The organism is Enterobacter sp. MEB024, assembly GCF_030209635.1.
GTDB lineage: Bacteria > Pseudomonadota > Gammaproteobacteria > Enterobacterales > Enterobacteriaceae > Enterobacter > Enterobacter ludwigii.
Window position 1 is genome coordinate 460,199 of record NZ_JARVRQ010000002.1, and the last position, 22,607, is coordinate 482,805.

At 52.4% G+C, this 22,607-nt stretch carries 18 protein-coding genes and 1 pseudogene; 8 read left to right on the forward strand and 11 right to left on the reverse strand.

The window, feature by feature from the left end; translation table 11 throughout:
- Window positions 1-30: 30 nt before the first annotated feature.
- On the reverse strand, window positions 31-393 hold the full coding sequence (locus QRN24_RS04400; RefSeq protein ID WP_079231031.1) for a TIR domain-containing protein: 363 nt from the start codon (window positions 391-393) through the stop codon (window positions 31-33).
- 225 nt (window positions 394-618) lie between these two features.
- On the opposite strand from QRN24_RS04400, the gene QRN24_RS04405 reads away from it, so the two are divergent.
- The 3 genes from QRN24_RS04405 (at window position 619) to QRN24_RS04415 (ending at window position 3,795) form a co-directional block, all read left to right on the forward strand.
- The gene (locus QRN24_RS04405) at window positions 619-2,238 is read left to right on the forward strand and encodes a mechanosensitive ion channel family protein (protein ID WP_284942391.1); all 1,620 of its coding nucleotides are present in this window, start codon (window positions 619-621) and stop codon (window positions 2,236-2,238) included.
- Between the two features lie 835 nt (window positions 2,239-3,073).
- Window positions 3,074-3,334, forward strand: coding sequence for a protein L (locus tag QRN24_RS04410; RefSeq protein WP_204247281.1), 261 nt, complete (start codon window positions 3,074-3,076; stop codon window positions 3,332-3,334).
- Window positions 3,331-3,795 carry a hypothetical protein gene (locus tag QRN24_RS04415; protein ID WP_284942392.1) on the forward strand — a complete coding sequence of 155 codons (465 nt, stop codon included), beginning with the start codon at window positions 3,331-3,333 and terminating at the stop codon, window positions 3,793-3,795. Before QRN24_RS04410 ends, QRN24_RS04415 begins: the two co-directional genes overlap by 4 nt.
- Before the next feature lie 37 nt (window positions 3,796-3,832).
- Here the strand turns inward: QRN24_RS04415 and QRN24_RS04420 are convergent, their stop codons facing one another.
- Window positions 3,833-6,202 carry a glycoside hydrolase family 19 protein gene (locus tag QRN24_RS04420; RefSeq protein ID WP_284942393.1) on the reverse strand — a complete coding sequence of 790 codons (2,370 nt, stop codon included), beginning with the start codon at window positions 6,200-6,202 and terminating at the stop codon, window positions 3,833-3,835.
- Window positions 6,203-6,296: 94 nt separating this feature from the next.
- Here QRN24_RS04420 and QRN24_RS04425 point away from each other — a divergent pair.
- Both QRN24_RS04425 and QRN24_RS04430 read left to right on the forward strand, forming a co-directional pair.
- Window positions 6,297-6,849, forward strand: a pseudogene (locus QRN24_RS04425) (putative quinol monooxygenase); the annotation flags it as partial.
- A gap of 77 nt (window positions 6,850-6,926) precedes the next feature.
- Complete coding sequence (locus tag QRN24_RS04430; RefSeq protein ID WP_284942394.1) at window positions 6,927-8,129, forward strand: serine hydrolase domain-containing protein; 1,203 nt, start codon at window positions 6,927-6,929, stop codon at window positions 8,127-8,129.
- Between the two features lie 155 nt (window positions 8,130-8,284).
- On the opposite strand, the gene QRN24_RS04435 is transcribed toward QRN24_RS04430, so the two are convergent.
- From QRN24_RS04435 to QRN24_RS04455, 5 genes are all read right to left on the reverse strand, one after another.
- The gene (locus QRN24_RS04435) at window positions 8,285-8,596 is read right to left on the reverse strand and encodes a PcoE/SilE family metal-binding protein (protein WP_284942395.1); all 312 of its coding nucleotides are present in this window, start codon (window positions 8,594-8,596) and stop codon (window positions 8,285-8,287) included.
- 221 nt (window positions 8,597-8,817) lie between these two features.
- A complete protein-coding gene (gene silA / locus QRN24_RS04440) occupies window positions 8,818-11,952 on the reverse strand; it encodes a Cu(+)/Ag(+) efflux RND transporter permease subunit SilA (protein WP_284942396.1) in 3,135 nt (1,044 codons plus the stop codon).
- Between the two features lie 10 nt (window positions 11,953-11,962).
- A complete protein-coding gene (locus tag QRN24_RS04445; protein ID WP_284942397.1) occupies window positions 11,963-13,213 on the reverse strand; it encodes an efflux RND transporter periplasmic adaptor subunit in 1,251 nt (416 codons plus the stop codon).
- An 11-nt stretch (window positions 13,214-13,224) separates the two neighbouring features.
- Entirely contained in the window at window positions 13,225-13,566 is a 342-nt protein-coding gene (cusF, locus tag QRN24_RS04450; protein WP_185791204.1) for a cation efflux system protein CusF, read from the reverse strand.
- A gap of 33 nt (window positions 13,567-13,599) precedes the next feature.
- Window positions 13,600-14,985: an efflux transporter outer membrane subunit gene (locus QRN24_RS04455; protein ID WP_284942398.1), complete on the reverse strand. Its 1,386-nt coding sequence runs from the start codon at window positions 14,983-14,985 to the stop codon at window positions 13,600-13,602.
- Window positions 14,986-15,175: 190 nt separating this feature from the next.
- Here QRN24_RS04455 and QRN24_RS04460 point away from each other — a divergent pair, with 190 nt between their 5' ends.
- A complete protein-coding gene (locus QRN24_RS04460) occupies window positions 15,176-15,859 on the forward strand; it encodes a copper/silver response regulator transcription factor (RefSeq protein ID WP_050736804.1) in 684 nt (227 codons plus the stop codon).
- Window positions 15,849-17,309, forward strand: a complete 1,461-nt coding sequence (locus tag QRN24_RS04465; RefSeq protein ID WP_284942399.1) for a Cu(+)/Ag(+) sensor histidine kinase — start codon at window positions 15,849-15,851, stop codon at window positions 17,307-17,309. Before QRN24_RS04460 ends, QRN24_RS04465 begins: the two co-directional genes overlap by 11 nt.
- Here QRN24_RS04465 and QRN24_RS04470 read toward each other — a convergent pair.
- A complete protein-coding gene (locus QRN24_RS04470) occupies window positions 17,296-18,219 on the reverse strand; it encodes a LysR family transcriptional regulator (RefSeq protein ID WP_044859325.1) in 924 nt (307 codons plus the stop codon). The genes QRN24_RS04465 and QRN24_RS04470 overlap by 14 nt on opposite strands.
- Window positions 18,220-18,335: 116 nt before the next feature.
- On the opposite strand from QRN24_RS04470, the gene QRN24_RS04475 reads away from it, so the two are divergent.
- Entirely contained in the window at window positions 18,336-19,745 is a 1,410-nt protein-coding gene (locus QRN24_RS04475) for an MFS transporter (protein ID WP_284942400.1), read from the forward strand.
- Between the two features lie 35 nt (window positions 19,746-19,780).
- On the opposite strand, the gene QRN24_RS04480 is transcribed toward QRN24_RS04475, so the two are convergent.
- From QRN24_RS04480 to QRN24_RS04490, 3 genes are read right to left on the reverse strand one after another with little or no spacing between them, the layout of a single operon-like run.
- Window positions 19,781-20,776: a DUF2891 domain-containing protein gene (locus QRN24_RS04480; RefSeq protein ID WP_284942401.1), complete on the reverse strand. Its 996-nt coding sequence runs from the start codon at window positions 20,774-20,776 to the stop codon at window positions 19,781-19,783.
- 26 nt (window positions 20,777-20,802) lie between these two features.
- Window positions 20,803-21,789: a DUF979 domain-containing protein gene (locus QRN24_RS04485; protein ID WP_284942402.1), complete on the reverse strand. Its 987-nt coding sequence runs from the start codon at window positions 21,787-21,789 to the stop codon at window positions 20,803-20,805.
- Window positions 21,786-22,508: a DUF969 domain-containing protein gene (locus QRN24_RS04490; RefSeq protein WP_014170091.1), complete on the reverse strand. Its 723-nt coding sequence runs from the start codon at window positions 22,506-22,508 to the stop codon at window positions 21,786-21,788. The genes QRN24_RS04485 and QRN24_RS04490 overlap by 4 nt, the downstream gene beginning before the upstream one ends.
- Window positions 22,509-22,607 lie beyond the last annotated feature (99 nt).

The window sequence follows — 22,607 nt, forward strand, 5'->3', positions numbered from 1 at the left end:
GTCGGTAAGCCGACAGGCTGGCAGGCAACATCAAACCTGAGGGATATCCTCAAGCGCAGTGTAAATCTCAAGTCCCAGCGTTTGCGCCACCTCAATGTCCATATCGGCCCCTTTGGACGCGCCGGCAATCCGGTAGAGAGCATCACATTTTGCAATGAGTCGGTGCGCGACGGGATACAGCATTGCTTCACTGATTTCATCACCCATCGATTTCGAGCCAGCCATTTTTGCCAACGGTAAGGCCAGCCATTCGCCAATAACCGGAACGTGGCCACGTTGATAGACGGCTAACGCCGCATTTTCAAGGCGAGCAAGGTTTTCATCAATGCGCGCCTGCACGCCATCGGTGCCGCTACGATAGGGGCCGGCGATTAAAATCAACTGTTGTGTCATATCAACCTCAGTAAGTAAAAATGCATGAGTTTGCACGTTTGTGCGTCTTTTGTTTCTGGCTTCATATTAATAGGCAATTTCGTGCAATTTCAAGTAATATTGTGCATTGTGAGTTTTTAAGACAGTTGCAGAAGAGTAGAGCTGGTCTATGCTCAAAAAGCAGAGATCAGCCATTCTCTGGGCGTATTGAAAAATAACAATAATCTTGCGTTTCAGGGGGGGGGAATGAAGAGGATCCTGCTCGTTACATTGTCATGCTTGCTCTCGGTAATCTCCTTTCTCAGCGTAGCCGCAGAGCCGCGCCAGGAGCCGACAGATCGGGAGCGCGCCAGAACGGTTTATATTTTCCATCAGCCGATTGTTATGCTACAGGCAAAATTCGGTCTGACCACGCCTGAAGAGCGAGTTTTGCGCATTCGTAATACGCTGCGCAATTTCTCTCAACAGGATGTTCGGGAACCCCTGAAAATTATTCCGGTTACTCGTTACAACCAACCGGGAAGATTGATTGTGATGAACGGCAAGCCGGTGATGTTACTGGCACAAGCCGATCTCGATGAGGGTGACGACCTGACGCTTGATGAAGCTGCTCAACGTGTGCTGACTCGAATGGAGGCACAACGTACGGCACTTCGCGATCAATATGACGCCGGGTGGCTGGCATTATCGGCAGGCAAAACGGCCGCAGGGCTGCTGGCACTGTTTGTTTTCTGGTACGGTACCTGGCGGTCATGGCGTGGAGTAAGGCGTTTTTATCGAGGCCGCATTCTTGAGAACCGCAGTATCATTCCACAAAGCTGGCGCAGGTTTGTCGGCGCGATTGAGACTCGTTTGTATGCTTTGCTGATGATTATTCTGGGTATTCTCGGGCTTTATATCTGGCTAAGTTGGGCATTCAGTCTGTTTCCCTGGACGCGCGTTTGGGGGGCATCGCTGGGTGACTGGACCATGCGTGTTCTGCGGGATATCGCACTGTCCATTGTCTCGGCTATGCCGGGCATTTTAATCGTCCTGATTATTTTTCTTATCACAGCCTTCATTCTAAAACTCCTTAAAGTCTTGTTAAATCAGGTAGAAGCAGGGCGTTTACACCTTCCCGGGATCCATCCTGAAACCGTCGGCGCGACGCGGAAGTTAATTTCTGTGGTGGTATGGTTATTTGCTCTGTCCGCGGCATACCCGTTTTTACCCGGGGCCAATTCACTGGCCTTTAAAGGTATCAGTGTGTTCTTTGGGCTGATGTTGACCCTGGGATCTGCCGGGGTGATGAATCATGCCATGAGTGGCCTGGTACTGATTTACTCGCGAGCCTTGAGAAAAGGCGACATCATTCGGGTCGCGGATAACGAAGGGTTGGTCACCGAGATAGGTATGCTCGCGACGAAAATCATTACGCGGGAGAATTACGTTGTAACCGTACCGAATGCTGTCGTAGTTAGCGGCAAAATCACTAATCTCAGCGCGCAAAATCCAGATGGTGGCGTGAACCTGACGACAGGTGTCACTATCGGATACGACACGCCATGGCGGCAAGTTCATGCCATGCTGGAGATTGCCGCCAGACGGGCGAAATGTATCGATCAGTCACAACAGCCGCTGGTAAGACAATTGAGTTTGATGGACTGGTATATTGCTTATGAACTTCAGGTGAAGCTGCGTGCCGGGCAATCACTGGCGGAGGCCCGCAATGAACTGCACAGCAATATTCAGGATGTCTTTAACGAGTTTAATGTACAAATCATGTCGCCAAACTTTGTGATGCAACCAGAAGGCGCGGTCGTCGTGACGGAAGATAACTGGTATGCAGCGCCGGCAGAGAAGCCAGAGAATAAACAGCGTGAGTGAAGATGGCTATGCAGGTTTAGAGGATTCGGAGCAGATAAGGTGCATTAGAGGATGTCAAACACCAGAACAAGGATGACCATAAAAAGCCAGATTCTGCCTTAATCTATGTAAGTGCGCATAATGTATATTATGTTAAATATTCTGGGTTTGAAGTTAAGTACATGAGGACCGCTCTTTCAGCAACTTACCGGCGAATCAGTCGTTTGCTAAAATTCAGTTGTGGCTTTACGATAACTTCATAACGCAACAATTATGGGGATATCGCTAAGTTCATGGCATATTCCATCTTACATTTATCCAGGAACAACCAGAGAACTCATCTCATGGTTGATACCGTAACTACCCTGCCCGTCATGTTCACCACAATTTAATGCAGACGACAAAGTCATTCAGGGTATGGAGCTTGATGCTTACATCAAGGCCGAGTAACTAGCTATGGTACATGAGGGGCTCGAAAAATCCCCCATTCAGCCTTCGACACTACATGCTCGACTTAAAGCAAAAGGAATTATGATTGAATCCGTTTTAAGGTTGGCTGTACTTTCAATGTAGAGATTTCATGGCTTTTGTCATACCATTAACACGCAACTGCGGAAGATTATGTGCAAAGTGGATGGCCATCTTTATACCTCACGTTTTCGAGAAGAAGCGCAATGAGCATGACGAAGCATACGTCGTGTTTGTTAAGTCAGCTGGCAACCGGGGAAATCTTATCTATGGAGTGAGAATCTCCACTGCTATCGGATCCTTCAACAATGGCTCATTCCTGTACATCACGTATTACGGGACTTTGGCGATAGTTGAGTATATGGATTGAGTTCAAAAAGGAAAAATAATGGCTGCATTTACAAGCGAGACAGAGCAATTTTTACAGCGCGTTGAGGGCGACAAAGAGCGCTGGACGTCACAGTACAATCCTGGTGACACAGTTCCTGTTTCAGGAATTTACCGTTGTACCGTATGTGGCAAAGAAGTGACCAGTAATAAAGATGATCCATTCCCGCCACAAAATCACCATCAACATAGTTCTCACCATGAAACGGATACGAAGAATTGTCCGCTTTGTGCGGATGAAACCCTAAGGAGAAGCTTGTGATAAAGACAATTACCATTCTTTTAGTTGGCTTGTTTTTTTCTGCATCAAACGTTTTTGCAAATACAGAATTAGTTTTTCAATGTATGACAAAAAGCAAAAAAATAATAAAAATAGAACGTACAGATGAAACCTTAAAGTACACATATGGCAATGATAAAAAAAATGATTTAACTCTAGAGACTCGACTTTTCAGCGAGAAAATTCCAACTATTTTTTCATCAGATGTTCAACTTGGAAACAAATCCGGACCTTATGTTTTTAACACTGTTACATTCCATAATGGAGAATATACATATTCAGTCTCCGCATTAAGTGACATCAATGTTCCATCAGACGAAACCTTTACAGGGGTTTACGTCAACGGAAACAACATAAAAACCAATAAAATCAAATGTATAGAGGGTACGATACAAGATAATTTTGAGTCGCTCTTTACTTTTAACAGCTCACGCAATAAATAAAAAATGGGCTTACCATTAGGTAAGCCCTTACATCGAATCAATAAATGTCAATAAATATTTTTTCGTCGACAAACGTAATCAAATTTTTGTATCGGGCATCTTTTGTATTAGTACCCGGATTTACTATATTCGTCACACTATGTGATGCACTCTCTGTTATACCACCATCAGCTTTTTTATATGCATCATAAAAATCCCAAAAGAACAATGCTGAACGAACCACTTGCTTTGTTGATGCGGTAATTAACTCTGGATTCTCTTCATAATCCACTGGATCGCCCCAAACCTTATTAGCATACTGAGTAAAGGCTCTATAATTATATCTCCCTGTGAGTTGTTTCATCCCCCTGCCCTTATAGCGCCATCCATCACCAGACTCTGTATTACCATTACGTCCGCCATAAGCTTTATTGGCAATTGCTTCCTGATTTGCTCTGTGTGCACCTGTTCGCCCATCAATTTGCTGTTCATCAGGATGTCTTCGATAATAGCTGAAGAGACCAGGGAGTGCTGTTGCCGCATAATTTAAATCCTCATCAATCATGAACGTAGCTCCCGTTTCCTGATAGACCTGAGCCATAAAATGATACAGTCGAACCTCGGTATTAAGGTGACAACGTTCCAGATTATCATTTAGTTCATCCGCCACCTGCTGGAGAACCTCGTCGCTGACCTTGCGACTATTCGTCCATATCTTCCGCAACATTGGCAGCGTGATTTTCCCGCCTGCGGGCTTAAGCATCTCCAGAAATTCAAGCGGATGAAAATGCCATACATACCGCTGACTGGCGAACGGCGGAACCTTATCCATCCAGCGCGTCGCATCCAGAAATCCCCCGTTAGCCAGCTGCACAACCGGACTTTCGTCCCTGTCCTTAAATACCGATGACCAGCGTGTATCATCGCGTGTACTGTGCCAGTCGCTGTCGTGTTTCACTATCAGCCGCCGCGCATATTCCGGAATGTTCATCTGGTATGTATGCAGTGCGCCGAACAGCAGTTCGTCCTGGGATTTATCAGGATACGGGTCGGGCGGTCTTCTGTTTTCAGCGTTGTGGATCAGGCTGTCATAAAACATTTTTGCCTGTGCCGATGCGGGGCCTTTTTCACTGTCAAAGTGCGAGCTGATGCTTTTCAGGGCATCAATAACCCAGTGTTCATCCAGCGTGCGGGTAAAATCGGTTGTGTGTTCAGCTTCAATACAGTGAAAATTTAGCCCGGCTAAATCATGCTGGCTGAGCTGTTCCACATCGTCCTGGTGCATCCACGTATGCGGGCGGATCTGAAAGTATGTGACCCCGGTTTTATCCGTAAACGGGGACGTGGCATCGCGTGGAATAATTTTCCCTGCATCAGCGCGGGTAATGGCGCTCATCTGCTCAAAGGAACTTTCCTCGCCCTCCCCGTTTCGCAGGTACAGCGGCCGTTTCAGCTTCAGCTTAATGAACTGTTTGCCCGTTTTAATACCCTTCACGTTGGCCACAATATCCGGCACATGGTCATCAAGGCTCAGCAGTTCGATATGAGTTTTATAGTCCGTGGTAATAACCTGCGGATAATTATCTTCGTCGGCCAGGTCCTGAGCGCCGAGGAACCCGACCGGATCCCCTGCCTTCACCGTGACTTTCAGCGGAACGGACGGCACCACCACGTCATCAAACACGCCGTGATTCAGTGCGCTGTGCATCCAGTCAGGCAGGCACACGTAACATTCGCCGTCAGGCTCCAGAAATTCCGGGCGCATCGAGACCCAGAACAGCTCGCCTGCGGGCTTACTGTCCAGAAGACGCTGCACCAGAGCGAACGGCTCCGGCTGTTGTTCCAGCAGAAACGATTTTTGTTGCAGAACGACCAGCGTTTCACCCTGCATCAGTCTTCTGGCGTGGCCGTGTTTATTTGCCAGCACGTCGGGCACGATTTCACGGCTGTCATCGTGGCGGGAGTGTTTGCGCATCCGCACCCCGTGACCTTTCTGTGTGACCCGGTAAAGCGGGCGTTTCGGAAATTCTGACAGTGGCGCGATGTGCATGTAAAGCTGGTACAGCGTCAGCCAGGAAGATTCATCCTGCTCGTCGGGTTTGTACACCGATTTGACCAGCACAAAGGTACCGGACTGGCGCAGGGGGCGTTCCTGATAACACTCGATAGCCGCGTAATCGCGGTTAACCCGCCATGCCACCACCTCGCCGTCCATCATGAACTGAAGCGGCACCGATTTTTCCGGCGAATCCGCATCCGGCACCGAGGCCGGAGATGATGACGTCCCGATGTGGATCCCCCCGTGCCAGTAACGACTGATGCCAAGTAACCACCAACCGTGCGCGTTTTTACGGATGTCGGTCAGCAGCTCGTCATAGTTCTTATACTCCCGTCCGTCGGCCTTCCGTACCGGGTAACGTATGTTCATCGTCTTTCCTTAAGTGAAATCCCTAAAACCTCAATCATCGCAGGGAGTTAAAACGAAGGGGAGTAAAATTTATGCAAATTTTATTACTCAGAAAGTGGGCACGCTGGCGATGTACGCGCTGAAACGCAGTGACAATGCGCGTCAGGCATATATGGTTGAGCTTTATGCAAGCGAGTTGGCCTACCGCAAACATCTGGATGCCTCTCCATATAAAGCGTTTGTTGCTCAAGCTCCTGATATGGATTGATCGGAAGCTGAAAATCACACTGGTGCCGCAATTTACAGGGGACAAACACATCATACCCGATAAGCGGACCATCAATAATCTGGTGGTAGTCGAGGTGAAGCCGGAATATCAGACTGAATTCAAAAACATTGTCCTTCCTGAAATGGCTCAGTCGCTCAACATAGAAAAAGGCGTGCTTGCCATGTATGCCGCGACAGACGTAGATGATCCCCACCGCTGGTATTTCTATGAGATTTACGCCAGTGAGGAAGATTATCAACTCCACAGACAGACGCCGCACTTTAGGGATTATCTAAAGCAAACGGCGCACATGAGTACCCGTAAAACGTCTATTCCTGTCAAACCACTATTTCTGCGTAATAAAGGCGGGATAACCGCAGAAATCGCCCCTGTCGGCTAAAGCGTAGAAAAATGGCGTTTACGCAGGCCAGGTGTGATACATTCCGGGCGCTCTAATGACCACCACACATGACAGGTATGCAGAACATAACTCAACATTTTCGCTGGCTTCTGCTTGTTATCCCGTCACTCAGCGGTTGTGGCACGCTCTCGCAAATGTCCTCACCGGCAGGAACACAGGAACTCCTCACCCATAAATCGCTGGACGGCGACGTTGATAGCGTGGTCCGTCACTATATGGCGCAAAAATCCGTTCCCGGGATGACGGTTGCGGTGATCCATAATTACGGTTCTCCGCAGTTTTACAGTTGGGGCGTAACCGATGCGGCCAATCGCTACCCGATCGGGTCCAATACCTTGTTTGCCCTCGGTTCGCTCAGCAAAGGGATTACGGCGGAAGTGGTGGCTTGTCTGGTGAACGAAGGAAGGCTGAGTTGGGACGATAACCTGGCGACATTGCTGCCACCGGGTACGCCCTTAAGCGCAGATGCACAAAAAATTACTCTACTGGAACTGGTGACCCACACCTCTGGCCTGCCCCGTCAGAATATGGATGTTCCGATGCTGGGAAAATTCATCAGCTATTTAAGCAGTGGCGATAACTTTTATGGCGAACTGGATAGCGATAACGTATTGCGCTATTTAGCCAACTGGCATGCACCGCAGCATAAAATGCCGCAATACTCTAATACCGGCTATGCCCTGATTGGCTATATCCTGAAACACAAAACCGGCGAAGATATTCAGAGTTTAGCCTCGCGCTATATTTTTCAACCGCTGCAAATGGCTAACAGTAGTTTTATTCCCCAGACGTTAAAGGGATACCCGCAGCGTGCGCTTGGCCACGCTGGCGATCAGCCCAAATTCATCCCGCGCGGTCAGCTGACGCCCGACTGGCATTTTTCCAACAACATGGTAGCGGCAGCGAGTTTATACAGTAACGCCGAAGATCTGGCCGCGTATGCCCGCTATCATGTGGCGACAACCGACAATCGCTTATTGGATAGCGTCTTTGCTGAAGTCAGTAATACCGATATTCAACGCGCCGACGGTGTACAGGGTATTGCCTGGACCACCGACTTTATCGGTCTGGAAAAAATTACTTATCAGGTAGGCTATATTGGCGGCTACTCAAGCTTTATCGGTTTCGATAAACAAAAAGGCAATGCGGTAGTCGTGCTTCAAAATGCTTTTAACTGGAGTAACTATATTGGTATCGCACTATTGATGGATATGGCGAAGAACGATAGCCAGAGAGAAGAATATTCTCGCGCGCTGTAACCTCGCCTGGTCATGTCTGCAAACCAACTGCAGCGCTTCTCCGTATCGGCATGATACTGCTCAGCGGTGGCTGCATCCTTAGAAGAACTTCTAAAAGATGCTGAAAACGCCCCACACTCGAGGGGCGTATACCCGTGACATCCACCACGCGCCAGTTAATTCGCCTGATTCATACGGCGATGTTTCTCTGCCTGTTGCTGGTGAATAACAGAAGACTGCCCATTGTTCACCGTTTCATGCACAACGGCGGCCATCTCATGCTCATTCATCGCGGAGAAAGACTTTGCCGATTCGGGAGTAGTATTACAGGGGCCAGCTTTGAGCATTTTCTTGTGCATCTCAGCCATGGTTTGATGCGCAGTTGCCTGAGCGTTATTAACCTGGTCGTGCATGTTGATCGTTTCTGCTGCCCAGCCAGATGAGGTGACAGCCATAATGGTGACAATGGATAACAGGATCTTTTTCATGGTCGAATCTCCTAAGTTTACATGCTCTGCAATATCGCTGAATGAAAAGTCAGAGATAAATGCATCGGCGTCTGAATTATCATTGATTATAAAAACCGACCTCTGTTTATCCCGTGACGGGCTGATGACATTTCTGTCACCGGGCCATACGGGGAATAACCCCCTGCCCCATACGCATAAAAAAGGACACTCCAGCGTGTCCTTTTAATATCGTCGCGCGTTTATTTATGTCTTCGCAGCCAGATTAATTTGTAGGCGGCCGGAATAATGAACAGGGATAACAGCGGAGCCGTAATCATTCCTCCAATCATCGGCGCGGCTATCCGGCTCATGACTTCTGAGCCCGCACCGGTTCCCCAGAGGATGGGCAACAGACCGGCAATGATAACCGCTACGGTCATCGCTTTCGGTCTCACGCGGAGTACCGCCCCCTGATAAAGGGCTTCATCGAGACCTTCCGCGGTAAAGGTTTCCCGCTGGGCAAGCGCCGGATGGGCTTCAATGGCATGACGCAAGTACATCAGCATCACCACGCCAAACTCTGCTGCCACCCCGGCCAGGGCAATAAAGCCGGTTCCGGTCGCCACGGACATATGGAAGCCCTGCCAGTACAGGAACCAAATTCCGCCGACCAGGGCGAATGGCAGACTCATCAGAATAAGCAGTGCCTCATCAACACGACGGAATGCCAGATATAACAAAATGAATATGATCATTACCGTCATCGGCACCATCAGTTTCAGTTTTTTATTGGCGTGCTCCAGCAATTCAAACTGTCCGGAGAAAGAGACACTGGTGCCCGGTCTTAATTTTACGTGCTGGCTGATAGCGGTTTTAATGTCGTTTACAACCGACACCATATCCCTGCCACGAGCATCAATATAAATCCAGCTGGCAGGACGGGCATTTTCCGTTTTCAGCATGGTAGGTCCGGAAACGACACGAATATCAGCGACATCGCCCAGGGTAATTTGCTGTTTCATGGGCGTCAGAATGGGCATCTGTTTCAGTGCCTGTGGGCTGTTTCGGTAATCCTGAGGGTAGCGGATATTGATCGGGTAACGGGCTACGCCCTCAACCGTCTCGCCGGTTGTTGCGCCACCGATGGCTGATGAGACAAACAGCTGCACATCACCCACCGTCATTCCGTATCGGGATGCTTTCTCCCGGTTGATATCCACGTCGATGTAGCGTCCGCCTTCCAGACGTTCTGCCAGGGCTGAAACCACGCCCGGCACGGTTTTGGCCACCGCTTCGATACGTTGTGCCGTGGCATCAATATCAGACAAAACGGTGCCAGACACCTTGATACCGATTGGGCTTTTAATGCCGGTGGAGAGCATATCTATACGGTTACGGATCGGCGGTACCCAGAGGTTAGCCAGGCCGGGCAAACGCACGGTCTTATCCAGTTCATCAACGATCTTGTCAATCGTCATTCCTGGTCGCCACTGATCTTCAGGTTTAAGCTGAAGGGTGGTTTCGACCATTTCCAGTGGCGCGGAGTCGGTCGCCGTTTCAGCCTTACCGGTCTTACCAAATACGGACGCCACTTCAGGGACGGTTTTGATTAATTTGTCTGTCGTCTGCAAGAGCGCGGCAGCCTCTGCCGGCGATACGCCAGGTAACGTTGAAGGCATGTACAGCAGATCGCCCTCATTGATCTTTGGCAGAAATTCCCCCCCGACCTGACTCAGCGGCCATATGACCGTAAAAATAGTTAACGCCGCAACCAGCAAGGTCGTTTTCGGCCAGTGGAGCACACGAAGCAGTAACGGGTGATAGGCATTAATCAGCAGTCGGTTCAGCGGGTTGCTGGTCTCCGCGGGGATTTTCCCTCTGATCCAGAACCCCATCAGTATAGGAATGACGATGATTGCCAGCGCGGCCGCGCCCGCCATGGCATACGTCTTCGTGAAGGCCAGCGGCCCAAACAGGCGCCCTTCCTGTCCCTCAAGCGTGAAAATGGGGATGAACGACAAGGTGATGATCAGCAGGCTGATAAACAGCGCCGGGCCCACTTCAACGGACGCATCGGTAATGACCTTCCAGCGGGTTGCGTTGTCTATCTGCTCCCCTGGGTGTTGATGATCCCACTCTTCCAGCCGTTTATGCGCATTTTCAATCATCACAATGGCGGCATCCACCATCGCCCCCACGGCAATGGCAATCCCGCCCAGTGACATAATATTGGCGTTTAGCCTCTGGAAATGCATGACGATAAAGGCAAAGCACAGGCCAAGCGGCAAAGAAACGATCGCCACCAGCGCAGAGCGGATATGCCAGAGGAACAGCGCACAGACGATGGCTACCACGATAAACTCTTCAAGGAGTTTATTACTCAGGTTATCAATGGCGCGGTCAATTAACTGGCTGCGATCGTAGGTGGTCACCACCTCGACACCTTCTGGCAGGCTGGCTTTCAGCGTCTCCAGTTTGTCTTTCACTGCGGTAATGACTTCACGTGCGTTTTTCCCCGAGCGCAGGATCACGACGCCACCAGCAACTTCGCCCTGGCCGTTAAGCTCTGCAATGCCGCGCCGCATTTCCGGGCCCGTTTGCACGCGTGCCACATCGCGCAGATAAACCGGCACGCCGTTCTCGCCCGTTTTCAGGACGATATTATTGAAATCATCAATGGACTGAAGGTAACCGCTGGCGCGGACCATGTACTCCGCTTCCGCCATTTCAATGGATGATCCCCCTGCTTCCTGGTTAGATGATTCGAGAGCCTGTTTAACGTCGGGCAGCGTGACACCGTACTGCGCCAGCTTCAACGGGTTAACCTGAATCTGATACTGCTTAACCACGCCGCCTACTGACGCAACCTCCGCGACGTTAGGGATGGTTTTCAGTTCGAATTTCAGGAACCAGTCCTGAAGGGAACGCAGTTCTGCAAGATCGTGTTTTCCGCTGTGATCCACCAGGGCATATTCAAATATCCAGCCGACACCGGTGGCATCTGGTCCTATTTCTGAGCTTACACCGGCAGGCAATTTGCCCTGCACCTGGTTCAGGTATTCCAGAACGCGCGAGCGGGCCCAGTACAGGTCAGTACCGTCTTCAAAAATGACGTAAACATAGGAGTCACCAAACTGGGAAAAACCACGCACGGTCTTTGCGCCGGGTACCGACAGCATGGTTGTCGTGAGCGGATACGTGACCTGATTTTCAACAATCTGCGGGGCCTGACCGGGATAGCTGGTTTTTATGATCACCTGTACATCAGAGAGATCGGGCAATGCATCAACAGGGGTATTGATGATAGTCCATGTTCCCCAGACGCTGAGAAACAAAGCGCCCATCATCACCAGGAAACGGTTGGCGACGGAGCGCCGGATAATCCATTCAATCATCATCGTCTCCTTAATGGCCCGAATGCGCGTCGTCAGTTTTTTCAGGATGACGCATGCGCTCCAGCGCACCGCTAATATTGGCTTCGGAGTCAATCAGGAACAGACCGCTGACCACGACAGCATCGCCTTCGTTCAGTCCGCTGCCAATCGCGGACTGTTGCTGAGATTCATGCAGAACATGAATGCTTTTCGGCACAAAACGCCCTTCCGCATCGACCACAATCACCCGCTGTTCTTTGCCCGTATCAATCACGGCCTGGGATGGGATCAGCAGCATCTCCTGGCTACTGGCGTTCAGTTTCAGGTAGGCGTTCATGCCGGGTTTCAGGCTTTCGTCTTTGTTGGAGACCTGCAGACGGACCTGCAGCGTGCGGGTAGTTTGATCCGTGCTGGGGAGAATGTTCCATTTTTCAATGGGAAACGATTTATCCGGATACGCGGGCACTGAAATTTCAAACTGCGAGCTGTCTTTGAGAAGATACGCAATGGATTCCGGCACGGCCGCACTGATCCAGACCGGATCCATCCCCTGAATCTGTGCCACCACGTTATCTTTGGTAATGTTCATGCCCGTGCGCAGGTTAAACGCCGTAATCACGCCATCTATGGGAGCCTTGATAGTAAAACGGGTCTGGATACTCCGGGTCGCACGCAGTCGTTGAACATCCTCTTCCGGCATGCCGGCAAGACGTAGTCGCTCCAGAACACCTTTTATCTGGGTAGGGGTTCCGCCGGTACCCGATAACAACAGGAACTCGCTTTGCGCTTCTACCCATTCCGGAATGGTGATATCGATAAGCGGCGTCCCTTTTTTGACATGATCGCCCACGGTCAGTGGGTACACTCTCTCAACGAAACCCTCAGAACGCGCCTGTACAATGACAAACTGATATTCGTTATAACTGACGTTGGCCGGTATGGTCTGGGCGTAATTCAGCGCTCCCCGCATCACTTTCTGCGTTTTGAGACCCAGGTTCTGAACCTGCGTCGGGTCAATTCGAATACCCTCACTGCTTTTTTCGTCATTTTCATCGGCATATTTCGGCACCAGATCCATATCCATAAATGGAGACTTGCCGGGTTTATCAAACCGGGTATCCGGCTTCATCGGGTCATACCAGAAAAGAACTTTTCTCTCCGTCGTGGTCTGTTCTGTTTTTTCTGCGGGATACACCGACTGCCAGGCGATAACTGAAATCAGCCCTCCTGCAATAAGGCTGCCGATGATGACGGCAGCAAACTTTATTCTTAAAGAGGCCATGCTTTTTCTCGCTATTTAATGCTCTTGAGTAAAGAGATATTGCCCTGCTGAACAAACGTAAAATTAACGTGGCTGCCGGCTTTTAAGGCGAGAATAGTTTCGTCTGCCTGGACAAAGGTGAAACGCATGGTCATGGCGGGCCAGCCAATCGCTGGAATAGCATCGTGCGCGATAGTGATTTTTTTAGTGCTCAGTTCAACCGCTTTCACCACGCCGGTTCCCACGATAACCTGCTCTGGCGTGGCTTGTGCTGCTGTGCTCATCTCCCCGTGCTGATGTGTTTCAGCATGCAGGCCTGCAGAAAATATAACGGAGAGTGCGCCCAGTACGACCGCGTTAAATAAACTGTTCATTTTTTGATTTCCTGATGGAGTAATTAAAAGAAATTACTCAACCCAACCGCCGCCCAGCGCGGTGAATAAGTTAATTTCATTCACCTGTCGGGAATAGATAAGGTCGAGAATGGTTTGTTGTGTTGCAAAAAGAGAACGTTCGGCATCAAGCACTTCAATGTAACTGACCGCGCCACTGGAATATAAACCTCTGGCTCGCTGCAGGGTGATGTGTAGCGAATCAAGATAACGTTGCTGGGCGTCGAGTTGCTGACTGATGCTGTCCCGCAATGCGAGCGCGTCGGCGACCTGTTTAAAAGCCGCCTGAATTTTTTGTTCGTAATTGACGATTGACTGCTGCTGGCGAATTTCAGCCAGTTTGAGATTGGCTTTATTCCTTCCGGCATTAAAAACAGGAATGTCAATTTTCGGAATAAAATTCCACATCCCGCTTCCTGCGGTGAAGAGGCTGGATAATTCCGTACTGCTTGCTGAAAGCCCGCTGGTTAGCGTAATGGACGGGAAAAAGGCGGCGCGCGCCGCGCCAATATTGGCATCAGCCGCTTTCAGTTGATACTCCGCTTCCATAATGTCCGGGCGCTGAAGCAATATTTCTGACGGCAGACGAGGCGGCAGTTTGACGGGTGAAATCTCATCGACGCTGCCTCCTTTCTCTGCCGGCAGCGCGCGATAGGTTCCCAGAACCTGCTGCAGGGCATTATTGGCCTGCGCCAGCTCGCCTTCTCTTTTCGCTATTTCTGCACGGGTACTTTCAATCTGCCCCCGGGCCTGTTCAAGTGCCAGAACGTTGGTGCTGCCCGTTACCAGCTGTTGTTCAACAAAAGCCCAGGATTGTTGATAGTTTTTTAGCGTATCGCGGGCAATACGACGTTGTTTGTAGGCCAGCTGCTGGCTGAAATAGCTCTGCGACACGCTGGAGACGAGCAGGATATGCACGGCACGGCGGGCCTCCTCGCTGGCAAAATAGTTCTGTCTGTCAGCATCACTCATATTCCTGAGTTTGCCGAAGAAATCGAGTTCGTAACTGAGGTTCAACCCTGCGTCGTACTGCTGTGTGGTCGGCTTGTCCGTTTTCAGCCCACCGCTGTAGGTCACACCTGACGAGGCATTCAGCTGCGGATACCGGTCGGCATCCGTCACGTTGAACTGCGCGCGCGCCTCTTCAACCTTAAGGGCGGCCATTTTTAAATCACGGTTGTTATTCAGGGTTTCGGCGATCAGTGCTGCGACCTGAGGATCGGTAAAAAAGCTACGCCATCCGCTGTCGTGATACCCCGCCACCACCGGCGTGAGGCTATTTCGGGATAACGAGAACTGCTGCGGAACCGGTGCTGGCGGGCGCGCATATTCTGGTGCCAGCGAGACGCAGCCTGCCAGGAAAAATATTGTGCTAATGCTAAGTCGTTTTAATGTGCACATCACGCTTCTCGTCCAGGCAGGCCTGGTAAATGTTTCAAATGAAGTCCAGAGTATTACCAGGGTTACTCTACAGCGTGCTTCCTGTTTGCCTGGTGACAGGATAATGACAATGTTGTCATTCTTAACGTAAGTCATTGATAACGGTTTGAGGCTCTCTAGAATGTCCTGAGCAGCCAGTCAGGGGAGCAACATGAAAATACTGATCGTTGAAGACGAGATAAAAACCGGGGAGTACCTCAGCAAGGGGCTGACTGAGGCGGGGTTTGTGGTGGACCACGCTGACAATGGCCTGACCGGATATCATCTCGCCATGACCGCCGAGTATGACCTCCTGATTCTGGATATCATGCTTCCCGACGTGAACGGCTGGGATATCATCCGCATGTTACGTTCTGCCGGGAAGGGAATGCCGGTTCTGTTACTCTCAGCCCTTGGCACTATTGAACACCGGGTGAAGGGTCTTGAACTGGGCGCGGATGATTACCTGATCAAACCCTTTGCCTTTGCGGAGCTGCTCGCCCGCGTCAGGACGCTTCTGCGACGGGGCAATACGGTGATCACGGAAAGCCAGTTTCAGGTGTCTGATCTGATGATTGATCTCGTGTCCAGAAAGGTGAGCCGCGCGGGGAACCGCATCCTGCTGACCAGCAAAGAGTTCAGCCTGCTGGAGTTTTTTATGCGACACCAGGGGGAAGTGCTGCCCCGCTCCCTGATTGCATCCCAGGTCTGGGACATGAATTTTGACAGCGACACCAACGCGATTGATGTCGCCGTCAAACGGCTTCGCGCGAAAATAGACAATGATTATGAGCCGAAGCTGATCCAGACGGTCCGCGGCGTGGGGTACATGCTGGAGGCACCGGATGCGCGTTAAATTACCCAGACGCCCTTTTTCATTAGCCCTCAGGCTAACGTTTTTTATCAGCCTCTCCACGATACTGGCATTTTTCGCCTTCACCTGGTTTATGCTGCACTCCGTTGAAAAGCATTTTGCCGAGCAGGATATCAACGATCTGCAGCAAATCAGTACCGCGATGCACCGTATCCTGCAGTCCCCGGCAGATCCTGACGAGAAGAAAATCAGTAAAATCAAAGAGTCAATTGCCAGCTATCGTAATGTTGCGGTTCTGCTTCTCGACGCGCGTGGGGAGGTGTTGTTCAGTACGGCGCAGGGGTCAGCGTTACGCCCTGCCGTGAACACGGCGGCGTTCAGCACGCACAGTCGGGCACGGGATGTGTTTCTCTGGACGGTAGATGCCCCCACCCTGCAGCGTCATTCCGGCGCTGAGATGAAAAGTGACACGTACCGGATTATCGCCTCGTCAGGCACGGCAACGCTGCAGGGAAAAGCGCAGAATTACGTTATGCTGATCGGGCTTTCTATTAATTTCCATCTCCATTACCTCGATGCGCTGAAAAAGAACCTGATTGCGATTGCCGTGGTGATCAGCCTGCTGATTATTCTTATCATTCGAATCGCGGTCCGTCAGGGACACCTGCCGCTGCGTAACGTCAGCAATGCCATTAAAAATATCACCTCTGAAAATCTCGATGCGAGGCTGGAACCGTCACGCGTTCCGGTTGAACTGGAGCAACTGGTGATTTCGTTCAACCATATGATTGAAAAGATTGAAGATGTGTTCACCCGCCAGGCGAATTTTTCTGCCGATATCGCCCACGAAATCAGAACCCCCATCACCAATCTGGTGACCCAGACTGAAATCGCACTCAGCCAGAACCGGACGCCGAAAGAGCTGGAAGATATTCTCTACTCCAGCCTTGAAGAGTATAACCGGATGACCCGGATGGTCAGCGATATGCTGTTCCTGGCGCAGGCGGATAATAATCAGCTGATCCCGGACAGGGTGATGTTTGATTTAAGCGCGGAGGTCGTTAAAGTCTTTGATTTCTTCGAGGCCTGGGCGGAAGAACGCGATATCACGCTGACGTTTCACGGGATGCCCTGCCTGATCGAAGGCGATCCGCAGATGTTCAGACGCGCAATCAACAACCTGTTATCCAATGCCCTGCGCTATACGCCGGAAGGCAAGACGGTGACCGTCTCAATCGACGAACGGGAAAACGATTTTGAGCTGATGATTGCCAACCCCGGGAAACCTGTCCCGCAAGAACATTTACCCAGGCTGTTTGACCGTTTTTACCGGGTGGATCCTTCAAGGCAGCGAAAAGGCGAAGGCAGCGGGATTGGTCTTGCAATTGTGAAGTCAATTGTCACCGCGCATCATGGCAAAGTCCGCGTCGAATCGGATGCTCAGTCGACACGCTTTATCTTGTCCGTGCCTAAGCGGGTTACTCAGCACTGAGTGGTTGCTGCACAGCCCGACACACGTCCAGCACTTTCTCTCTCAGCCAGCGGTGCCCCGGATCCCTTTCCATTCGCGGGTGCCACATCTGCGATACCGTAATGGTTCGGGTTTTAAACGGCAGTTCAAAAACATGCACACTCTGCGCCATCGGCTGGTTCAGCAGATACAATGCCGGAACCATGGCGATCAGATCGGACGCCAGCGCCACGGATAGCGCCGTCGGGAAACCGGGCACGACGCTGGCAATTTTGCGCTTCATCCCCACTTCTGCCAGCGCATCGTCGACAAAGCCGTGTAGCGACCCGTCGGGCGCGGCAACCACGTGGCCCCAGGAAACATAATCGTGAAGGCTGACCGTGGGGTGTGCCGCCAGCGGATGTCCCTTACGCACCGCGGCAATGAACCGATCCTGAAATAATCGCTGCAGGCGTATTTCAGGTCCCATGTTGCTCTGCACGCCAATTTCCAGGTCAACCAGCCCTTCCCGTAGATAGCGTGACGTTTTCTCGGGCTTCGGCGAGAACCGAATACACACATCGGGCGCAGCTTCGGCCACGGCGGCAATCAGCAATGGGCCAAATGCGACCACAAAACCATCATTGGCTCTGATGGTGAACAGCCGCTCGAGGTTTTCCACCTTCAGCGTTTCAGTGGAGGGCTGCAGTACGGCTCTTGCCTCATACACGGCCCCTCTGGCTCGCTCCCGGGTGGCCTCGGCCCAGGGCGTCAGCACCATATTACGCCCTGCCCGCACCAGGATCGGGTCGCCGGTCACCTCTCGCAGCCTGCTCAGGGTACGGCTCATGGCTGACGTACTCAGGTTTAAACGCCGCGCCGCGCCCGCCACGCTGGCTTCGGCCAGCAGGACGTCGAGGGCGACAAGCAAATTAAAATCCGGATCGGACATGATGCATCCTCAGATAAGGCGTTGTATGCAACTGAACAGTGCAACTGCTGCGTCTTCCGCCTTGTATATCCCATGATTATAGTTTCGTCATCAACATTCTTTCCGGAGTTACGACGATGACGCTATTTTCAAACCAGCCCGGCGACGAAGGATTGCCCGGCCATGAACGCGCCCGGGTGATGGCCGCGGTAATGACCACCACGCTGATGGGCGTTTTTGATGGCACCATGATCAACATCGCCTTGCCTTCGATGGCAAGCGCGATGCAGGTGCCCGCGAATGTAGCCGTCTGGTTCGCCAATGGGTATCTGTTGTCCGCGGCCATGACTCTGGCCATCTTCGCTGCCCTGGCGGCCCGGGTTGGCTACCGCCCGGTGTTTCTGACCGGACTTGCCGTCTTTACACTCACCTCGCTCGGCTGCGCGCTGGCCCGCACCCCGGACATGCTGATCGGGATGCGGATTTTGCAGGGGATTGGCGGGGCGGCCACACTGAGTATTGCTCCGGCGATACTGCGCGCCGTCTTCCCCGGTCGACTGCTTGGCCGCATTCTGGGACTGCACGCCCTGCTTATCGCCTCCAGCACGGCCATTGCACCCGTACTGGGCGGGACGATCCTGGACGTACTGCGCTGGCAGTGGTTATTCGCCATTAACCTTGTTCCCGGAACGATTGCCATGCTGTTGGCCTGGAAGGCATTACCACGACAACCGGCTTCAGATCCCTCTCCGTTCGATGCCCCGGGCGCATTGCTCTCCGCGGTCCTGTTGGGGGCGATGATCATGACGGCCAACAGTTTCCAGCATGCTTCGCACCACATCAGCCACGAGGCTATCAGCTGGGCGCTGCTCGCCACGATTAGCGCCATCACCTTTGTCTGGCATATTCGCCGCACCCGAAGCCCCATACTGCCTCCCGTTATTTTCCACAACGGACGCTTTACGCTCGCCGCGCTCACGTCGCTGGCCTCGTTTGTGAGCCAGGGCATCACCTTTATCGCCCTGCCGTTCCTGTTTCAGAGCGTGTACGGCTACAGTCCGGTGGTCTCCGCGCTGCTGTTCACGCCCTGGCCGATAGGCATCGTACTGATTGCGCCGCATGCGGGCCGCTGGGCAGACACAATTTCAGCCCCGCTGATATCTACCCTCGGGCTATTCGTGTTTGTGGTGGGGTTGATCCTGCTCGCGACACTGCCCGCCAGCCCTTCCGCATGGAATATCTGCCTGAGAAGCCTGGTGTGCGGGATCGGTTTTGGCTGTTTCCAGAGTCCCAATAACCGGGAAATGCTCTCTAACGTGGTGCGGGAGTATGCCAGCTACGCATCCGGTGTACTGGCTATCGTGCGGACGTTTGGACAATGCCTGGGGGCTGCCGTGGTCGGCGTTCTGCTGGCCACAACGCAGAATCAGCCAGCTTTTGACGATCGGGCCGTTCATTATGCACTGTGGATTGCGGTCTTTACTTCGGCGGTTTCTGTCGTGTTTAGCGTGAGCCGGCTGCGCGCCACGCGTCAGGCTACGGCATAAACACGGTGCAGTGCACTACGCGCTGCACCTGTGATTTACTCCAGCGCCAGCAGCGCAAAACTCGCCAGCCAGTGTCCGCCGCTGTAGTGGCTTCCCACCACATGCTCGACGCTTGCCGCCAGATGTCGGTTGACTGCCTCGCGCAGCGCCTGTTGTCCCGGATAGTTATCCGGCAACGCGCGGGCAATATGCTTCATGCACCAGGCGCGGCTGAGGTTTAGCCCATCCAGATGGGCAATTTTCGGGTCGGTACGATCGCTCACCTCTGCCGGGTGCATCAGGGCCGAAACAGACCCCACATCAGGAAGAAAGGCGTCAAACCACGTGGGGAAATGCTCCGCCACCTTACTCATCAACAGCGCTTCCGTCAGCGCGCCGGAAATGTACTCATCACCACCCGGTTCATAGTGAGCCGGGTAATGCGTGTCAGCCAGATAAAAGCGCGTCGCCGCCGTCAGAATAGCCTGTTCAAGGGCGTTATCCTGCACTGCCCGGGCGTAATCAATCCCCAGCGCCAGCGCAAAAGCGGTGTTGTAATGCGTACCGACACGGATCGGATAGGTGAGCTTGCTGAGGTAATCCACCAGCCTGTCGCGAATGTCCTGCGTTAACGGCTGCAGTGTCTGATACCAGCTGGCGGCTTGAGGTAACACGGACTGCTTCAGCTCCTGCGCCAGCGCCAGAAGCCAGCCGTAGCCATAAGGGCGCTCGAACGAGGCGCGAAACGGTGCATTGAAATAGACCAGCTCTTTCGCCACCTTCTCCTGCGTGATGTGTTCATCAAACAGGGCGACAATTTCATCCCGGCACGACAGTTCAGGGTAAAGCCGCACGCAGCGCAGCAGCAGCCAGTAGCCGTGCACCGCCGAGTGCCAGTCGAAGCAGCCATAAAAAATGGGGTGCAGTTCGCGAGGTGGCAGGACATCACCGTCATCATTAAGCAGGTGCATAATGTGGTTCGGATATTCCTGGCGTAAATAGGTCAAAGGCATGCGGGCAAACGCGTCGGCCTGGTGTTGCGTTAATTCCATATCAGCTCCTTAGATCGTTGCCGCGCTTAGCGAAAAACGAGGAAATACATTAAGAACACGTTGACCACCAGCAGGGTTATCGCCGTTGGGATCTGGATCTTGATCACCTGGTACTTATCTTTAAGCTCCAGCAGCGCGGCCGGGACGATATTAAAGTTGGCCGCCATTGGCGTCATCAACGTGCCGCAATAGCCCGCGTACATGCCAATCGCCAGCAGCGGTGCCGGGTTACCATGGTGAACGTTAATCAGGAACGGCAAGGCGATACCGGCGCTGAGCACCGGGAATGCTGCGAAGGCGTTGCCCATGATCATGGTGAAAAGCGCCATGCCCACGCAGTAAATCACCACCAGCATGAACCGGCTATCGGGGTTCACAAACAGGCTAACGACCTTCTGGACTGACTCGCCGGTGTTCGCCACCACAAACACCCCACCCAGCATGGCCAGCATCTGTGGCAAAATCACCGCCCAGCCAATGGTGTCGACCAGGCGTCGGGACTGGCGAATAGCCTGCAATGGTGTGCCTTTTGTCAACCACCAGCCGGTCAGGATCGCCGCCACACAGGCGACGCACAGTGCCGCCAGCGTGAGCTGTTTCTGGTCAAGAAGGAATACGCCCCCTATCGACACCCCTTTCAGGAATAATGTCCCGATCACCGTAACCACCGGGATCATCAGCGCAGGCAGGAAAAGCCAGTTTTTCAGCCGCGTTGACGAGGCTTCGCGCTCGGCATCGGTAGCCATTTTATAGTGCCCTTTGCCGACCAGACCAAAACCCGCCAGCAGAGCAATCACAATGACGCAGCCGCCGATAATTCGATAAGCAAGGGATTTGCCCAGCTCCTGCACCATCAGGTCGCCAAACAGGAAGATCCCGCCGAACAGGAACCAGAATAGCGCGGTGGTAAAACGTTTAGGATTCGCGCGATCGCGCAGGGTCATCACGACCAGCAGCATCACGACAAAGCCGATCAGGTAATACACGCGGTTAATGGTGATCAGGGTCATCATGGCGCGATCTCCTGTGTACCCTGCTCAGCGCGCCAGGACATAACGTCACGACGGATGCTGGCATCCAGACGCAACAGGCGCGTCATATGAATAATCAATGCCGCGATGGCGGTCGGAATGGCCCACAGACCGATATGCAACGGTTCAATGCCCTGTATCCCATTCTCTTTCAGGAAAGCGTCGATCAGCAGCACCGCGCCAAACGCGATAAAAATATCTTCGCCAAAGAAAACCGCAATGTTGTCGCACGCCGCGGCATGCGCTTTGATCTTGTCCCGGATATGTTGCGGCAGTTCGCCATACTCATTGAGCGCTGCGCCTTCGGCCATCGGTGCCAGCAGCGGACGAACGGTCTGAGCATGCCCACCCAGCGACATCAATCCCAGCGCGGCCGTCCCTTCACGCGCCACAAAATAGAGCATCAGAATACGTGCCGAGGTGGCGCTGGCAATCTTTGCCACCCACGCCTGCGCCCGCTCTTTCAACCCGTAATATTCCAGCAGGCCAATAACCGGCAGGATCAGAATAAAGGTTGCCAGGGAACGACTGTTGACGAACTTCTCGCCAAAGGTCTCCAGCAACATCCCAAAATCCATGCCAACCAGCAGTCCGGTAGCCAGCCCCGCCACCACAACCACCAGTAGCGGGTTGAAACGCAGAGCAAAACCAATAACCACCACCGGTATACCGATGAGCGGCAACAGTGTCGAACCGTCCATAAACGTTTACCCTATCCAAAGTGAGCGTTGCGCGCCGGCGGCTATTTTTTTAATACTTCGCATCATGGCGAAGCGGGATGCAGTGCGGCGCGCGATGTT

What these genes read in the sequence shown, in the direction of transcription:
- QRN24_RS04400 (WP_079231031.1), bottom strand. Translation starts at nt 393, where the DNA reads ATGACACAACAGTTGATTTTAATCGCCGGCCCCTATCGTAGCGGCACC.
- QRN24_RS04405 (WP_284942391.1), top strand. Translation starts at nt 619, where the DNA reads ATGAAGAGGATCCTGCTCGTTACATTGTCATGCTTGCTCTCGGTAATC.
- QRN24_RS04410 (WP_204247281.1), top strand. Translation starts at nt 3,074, where the DNA reads ATGGCTGCATTTACAAGCGAGACAGAGCAATTTTTACAGCGCGTTGAG.
- QRN24_RS04420 (WP_284942393.1), bottom strand. Translation starts at nt 6,202, where the DNA reads ATGAACATACGTTACCCGGTACGGAAGGCCGACGGACGGGAGTATAAG.
- QRN24_RS04430 (WP_284942394.1), top strand. Translation starts at nt 6,927, where the DNA reads ATGCAGAACATAACTCAACATTTTCGCTGGCTTCTGCTTGTTATCCCG.
- QRN24_RS04435 (WP_284942395.1), bottom strand. Translation starts at nt 8,596, where the DNA reads ATGAAAAAGATCCTGTTATCCATTGTCACCATTATGGCTGTCACCTCA.
- silA (WP_284942396.1), bottom strand. Translation starts at nt 11,952, where the DNA reads ATGATTGAATGGATTATCCGGCGCTCCGTCGCCAACCGTTTCCTGGTG.
- QRN24_RS04445 (WP_284942397.1), bottom strand. Translation starts at nt 13,213, where the DNA reads ATGGCCTCTTTAAGAATAAAGTTTGCTGCCGTCATCATCGGCAGCCTT.
- cusF (WP_185791204.1), bottom strand. Translation starts at nt 13,566, where the DNA reads ATGAACAGTTTATTTAACGCGGTCGTACTGGGCGCACTCTCCGTTATA.
- QRN24_RS04455 (WP_284942398.1), bottom strand. Translation starts at nt 14,985, where the DNA reads ATGTGCACATTAAAACGACTTAGCATTAGCACAATATTTTTCCTGGCA.
- QRN24_RS04460 (WP_050736804.1), top strand. Translation starts at nt 15,176, where the DNA reads ATGAAAATACTGATCGTTGAAGACGAGATAAAAACCGGGGAGTACCTC.
- QRN24_RS04465 (WP_284942399.1), top strand. Translation starts at nt 15,849, where the DNA reads ATGCGCGTTAAATTACCCAGACGCCCTTTTTCATTAGCCCTCAGGCTA.
- QRN24_RS04470 (WP_044859325.1), bottom strand. Translation starts at nt 18,219, where the DNA reads ATGTCCGATCCGGATTTTAATTTGCTTGTCGCCCTCGACGTCCTGCTG.
- QRN24_RS04475 (WP_284942400.1), top strand. Translation starts at nt 18,336, where the DNA reads ATGACGCTATTTTCAAACCAGCCCGGCGACGAAGGATTGCCCGGCCAT.
- QRN24_RS04480 (WP_284942401.1), bottom strand. Translation starts at nt 20,776, where the DNA reads ATGGAATTAACGCAACACCAGGCCGACGCGTTTGCCCGCATGCCTTTG.
- QRN24_RS04485 (WP_284942402.1), bottom strand. Translation starts at nt 21,789, where the DNA reads ATGATGACCCTGATCACCATTAACCGCGTGTATTACCTGATCGGCTTT.
- QRN24_RS04490 (WP_014170091.1), bottom strand. Translation starts at nt 22,508, where the DNA reads ATGGACGGTTCGACACTGTTGCCGCTCATCGGTATACCGGTGGTGGTT.